A 3897-nucleotide genomic window follows, 5' to 3' on the forward strand; every position below is an offset into this window, starting at 1 on the left:
TGGATTTACTTCTTACTCAGCTTATCCAGATACCCCATCAAAAACGCCGATAACACAAACGTCAGGTGGATAATCACATACCACATCAGCTTGTTATCCGGGATATTCTTCGCGTCCATAAACACGCGCAGCAGGTGGATGGAAGAGATAGCCACAATCGAGGCGGCCACTTTGTTCTTCAGCGACGAGGCATCCATTTTGCCCAGCCAGCTCAGTTTTTCTTTATGCTCGTCGATATCCAGCTGAGACACAAAGTTCTCATAGCCAGAAAACATCACCATTACCAGCAAACCGCCCACCAGCGTCATATCCACCAGTGACAGCAGCACCAGGATCAGATCGGATTCAGCAACGGAAAAAATGTTGGGTAAGACGTGAAAAATTTCCTGAAAAAACTTAATGCTCAGTGCGACCAGTGCCAGAGAAAGGCCGAAATAGACGGGTGCCAGTAACCAACGAGAGGCATACATTGCATTTTCAAAAAAGCGTTCCATAAAGTCCTTTGTGCAAAAAAATAAGCGCAGTATATCTTAACGGCGCTTACTCTTTGCAACAACTAACCAACAAAACACCTACACATCATCCGGGTTTACTTCAGGGCGTGCATATTCAGGCCATACCAGCACAACCAGCTCCGGGTAAGCTTCCAGGCTGAACTCACGAAAGCATTGACGCAAATTTAAAACATCCAGATCGGAATACGACACTTTCTCACCATTAAGACAACGCTTCTTGATATTGTCGTAATATTTATACACAGCGGAATTCAGGTCGCTGCAACGGCGCTGAGCTTCAAACAGCCCAGGCGTGTCATTAATTTGCGACATCTTCATGCGTTTTATTGTGGCATGAAGAAAGTCGATATATTCGTGGTTAACTCGCCAGTACCAAACCGGCGTCACAGAGTTCATCAAAACGGAAAAATGATCTTCCCCTTCCTCTTTGCTCATCAGTTCAGGTTTAGGCGGTTCACTGGCGTCTTTTGACACTTTCGTTTTATTGAACTCTTGCATCAATAAAAGAACACCAGCGGTCAGTAATAGTAATGTGATGACCGTAAAAAAAATGCTGTTCATGGGTAGGCTCCATTTTTTTTGATTTTAAAATTGCCTCATGTTATTGTCAACGAATCTCACGCCTTTACCAACCCCACCTTTTTGAAATTAAAGGAAATTAAAAATGCTGCCCGACAATCTTGTCCCGGCTAAGTACCACATTGCGCCTGTGGAACAGCAACCGGTGAAAGCAGAAAAAGAGGCTAATTTCACTCAGGGGAAAAGAAAACTCTCCGATTTTGAAGCAGACATATTAATTGGTGTTTCCCGAACCGGGAAGTCTCGTAATATGTTGCTGGAAGAGCACGATCGTCATATAAAAGACCGGTTATTTCGCGTTGTTAAAATCGAAGCCTTTGTTCACCTTCTGGATGACTTGCAGGCCGAGGGCGAAATAGATGCCCAGTCACTAAGTCAAATAATGGTCGAAAAAACAAAAGAAATAAATGAAGCCGGCAACGAAATTTGGCTTAATTTAATTACCCGCGAAAAAACCAACCCTATTTTTTATACCCTGGGGGATGATTAACGTGAAAGGTATTGAAGAGAATAATGCTTATTTGACTTTAGATAACAAAAAAAGTGACGAGTTTATCTTAGAGCAAAATCTCGAAGCGTTGAGAAACACAAAAAATGAGGAAATGACGCGTATTACGCAAGACCTGGTTTCCATACCCGCCACGCTGGTGCGCCTGAAATGGCAGAACCGCCGTGAGATTTATGCGCTCCAGGTTAAAGAAGAGATTTACGGCGCAGTGATTAATGCGCTGATTGAGCAGCGGCCAGAGCTCAAAGAGAAGATCCTCGGGCGTCTGGAAGCCAACTACCAGTACCTGCTAGCCAGAGAAACAGCCACCCTGCGCTTGACCCGTAAACTCTCCGACGGTGAATACCGCACGTCGAATGTCACCTATGTCGCGCTGAATGAAGACACGCTGGCATCCAGTACCAACGCGCCCGCTGAACCACAAAGCTAATCAAATCTAAATACCGCTATCGCCTCTTTTAACTGTCCGGTCTGCTGCTGTTGCTGCTCAGCAACCTGTATCGTCTGCGCAACATGACGCACATTCTCCTGCACGCTGGCATCAATACTGGCAATACTGCCGTTCATTTGCGCGATGCTGGCTCGTTGATCTTCACTCATCTGCGAAAGTTCCTCCAGCAGCGAACGCAATCCCTCGATGCTCTCAATAATGGATTTCATCGTCTGTCCGGCGTGTTCAACGTGCTCTACACCCTGCTGTGTGGTTGTCTGGGAAGTGGTCAGCAACTGACGGATCTCTTTTGCCGCCTCTTCACTGCGCTGGGCCAACATGCGTACCTCAGAGGCCACCACGGCGAACCCTTTCCCGTGCTCCCCTGCTCTTGCCGCCTCGACAGAAGCATTGAGCGACAGAATATTCGTCTGGAATGCAATACCGTCAATCAGCTCAAGAATGGCGTAAATTCGCTGAGACTCTTCGCGGATCTGATCCATAGCCGCAACGGCCCGGAGAACGTTCTCCCCCCCCTGTTCTGCCACCTCACTGGCACTCAGCGCCATCTCCCGCACCTGAATGGCCTTCTGGCTGGTCTGGGTCGCCACGGTGCTGAGATGCTCCATTGCGCTGGCCGCCGTCGCAAGCGATGACGCCTGATGGTCGGTTCGCTCTGAGAGCGCGCTGTTACGCTGCCGCAATGTCCGGGAGGCCTCCAGCAGTTGCCCGATATTGGCGCTCACCTGCTCAAGCGTGGAACGCATTGTGCCGAGCGTCAGGCTGAAGGTGCGGGCGAAAGAGGAGTCGGCAGGTTCGCTATCCACCGCCAGTGTCAGATAGCCGGGTTCGCGGTTGATAACACCCGCGAGCCTCGCCACCTCGCTGGCCGAGCGGGCATCCTGCTCCATACGTACCGCCAGCAGGACAAGAATGGCCGTCTGTACCACCACAAACAGACCGTGGAAGACCACCATATGAAAACCGGTGTGCATAAAGACCACCACGCCGTACAACCCATTTTCCTGAAGATAATTAAACACCAGATGGTGCAGCGCGATAACCGCAGCGCCCATCACCAGCGGACGCCAGTCACGCCAGGCCAGCAGCGCCGAAAGCAGGACAAAAACAGAGAAGTGATATTCTGTCTCCCCTTCTCCCAGATGAATAAGCAGCGCGGAAAACGCCATCAGAACGAAGGCAAAGCTCAGGCGCAACAGTAGCGAGCAGGGAACAGCATCGCCAGCAGGGTCGAGGCACAGGTCAGCAGAGTGCTGATAATCGCCCCCTGCGCCATATTGTCGTTCATATATCCCACGCACAGTGAAACGCCCCACATGGCCCAGATAAGCACCAGCATTAAGCGGTCAGCACGTTGTCGTATTGCAGATAAAGAGATGAGGTCGCGTTGAGGTGCGTGCGGGTGCAGCCATGTCGTCATCGCCATAGAGAGTCTCTTGCTGTGCAGGTGAAATAAGCCCTTCAAAAGAAGGTATTTTTTATTATCTGTTTTAAGCGTAGTGGGTATATTCCACGATGCCATTTCAGCAAAAAGATATATTCTAATAAGGCAGCCGAATACTGATATTTTCTTAACTATCAATAGATTATTAACTATGGCTTTATTGATAAATAAATATGAAGAGTGGGGATATACAGCAGAAAAAGAGCTGGCTTTCGCCTGCTTAATGCCAGTCAGTTAAGCGATATTAAGCCACTTTGTTATTTTAGTGGCATCGTTCCGTTCACTCAGACTTTCCTGCTACCTGCATAATCCGCTGCGGTGAACGTGTTAAGGGGGCTATCGCGCCCCCTTAACAATCCCGTCTCCCGGCTAAGAAAATCGCCGCTTCGCGGTTCCCTCA

The 3897-nt window shown here is 49.0% G+C and carries 6 protein-coding genes; 2 read left to right on the forward strand and 4 right to left on the reverse strand.

Translation table 11 applies throughout. The annotated features are described in order from the left end of the window. Positions 1-5: 5 nt before the first annotated feature. A complete protein-coding gene (locus M987_RS01880) occupies positions 6-494 on the reverse strand; it encodes a TIGR00645 family protein (protein ID WP_014071750.1) in 489 nt (162 codons plus the stop codon). A 78-nt stretch (positions 495-572) separates the two neighbouring features. Then, the gene (locus tag M987_RS01885) at positions 573-1076 is read right to left on the reverse strand and encodes an ESA_00282 family adhesion-associated protein (RefSeq protein ID WP_014071751.1); all 504 of its coding nucleotides are present in this window, start codon (positions 1074-1076) and stop codon (positions 573-575) included. 103 nt (positions 1077-1179) lie between these two features. On the opposite strand from M987_RS01885, the gene M987_RS01890 reads away from it, so the two are divergent. Further along, positions 1180-1584: a hypothetical protein gene (locus tag M987_RS01890; RefSeq protein ID WP_014071752.1), complete on the forward strand. Its 405-nt coding sequence runs from the start codon at positions 1180-1182 to the stop codon at positions 1582-1584. After that, positions 1577-2032, forward strand: coding sequence for a hypothetical protein (locus M987_RS01895; protein ID WP_014071753.1), 456 nt, complete (start codon positions 1577-1579; stop codon positions 2030-2032). The genes M987_RS01890 and M987_RS01895 overlap by 8 nt, the downstream gene beginning before the upstream one ends. Here the strand turns inward: M987_RS01895 and M987_RS01900 are convergent. Both M987_RS01900 and M987_RS24980 read right to left on the reverse strand, forming a co-directional pair. Continuing rightward, positions 2029-3354 carry a methyl-accepting chemotaxis protein gene (locus tag M987_RS01900; RefSeq protein WP_245551555.1) on the reverse strand — a complete coding sequence of 442 codons (1326 nt, stop codon included), beginning with the start codon at positions 3352-3354 and terminating at the stop codon, positions 2029-2031. The two genes, M987_RS01895 and M987_RS01900, sit on opposite strands and share 4 nt — an antisense overlap. Further along, positions 3240-3479 (reverse strand): hypothetical protein, encoded by a 240-nt coding sequence (locus M987_RS24980; RefSeq protein WP_245551556.1) that lies wholly within the window; start codon positions 3477-3479, stop codon positions 3240-3242. Before M987_RS24980 ends, M987_RS01900 begins: the two co-directional genes overlap by 115 nt. Between the last annotated feature and the right edge of the window lie 418 nt (positions 3480-3897).

This window comes from Enterobacter soli ATCC BAA-2102 (genome assembly GCF_001654845.1).
Lineage (GTDB): Bacteria > Pseudomonadota > Gammaproteobacteria > Enterobacterales > Enterobacteriaceae > Enterobacter > Enterobacter soli.

What these genes read in the sequence shown, in the direction of transcription:
- M987_RS01880 (WP_014071750.1), bottom strand. Translation starts at nt 494, where the DNA reads ATGGAACGCTTTTTTGAAAATGCAATGTATGCCTCTCGTTGGTTACTG.
- M987_RS01885 (WP_014071751.1), bottom strand. Translation starts at nt 1,076, where the DNA reads ATGAACAGCATTTTTTTTACGGTCATCACATTACTATTACTGACCGCT.
- M987_RS01890 (WP_014071752.1), top strand. Translation starts at nt 1,180, where the DNA reads ATGCTGCCCGACAATCTTGTCCCGGCTAAGTACCACATTGCGCCTGTG.
- M987_RS01895 (WP_014071753.1), top strand. Translation starts at nt 1,577, where the DNA reads ATGATTAACGTGAAAGGTATTGAAGAGAATAATGCTTATTTGACTTTA.
- M987_RS24980 (WP_245551556.1), bottom strand. Translation starts at nt 3,479, where the DNA reads ATGGCGATGACGACATGGCTGCACCCGCACGCACCTCAACGCGACCTC.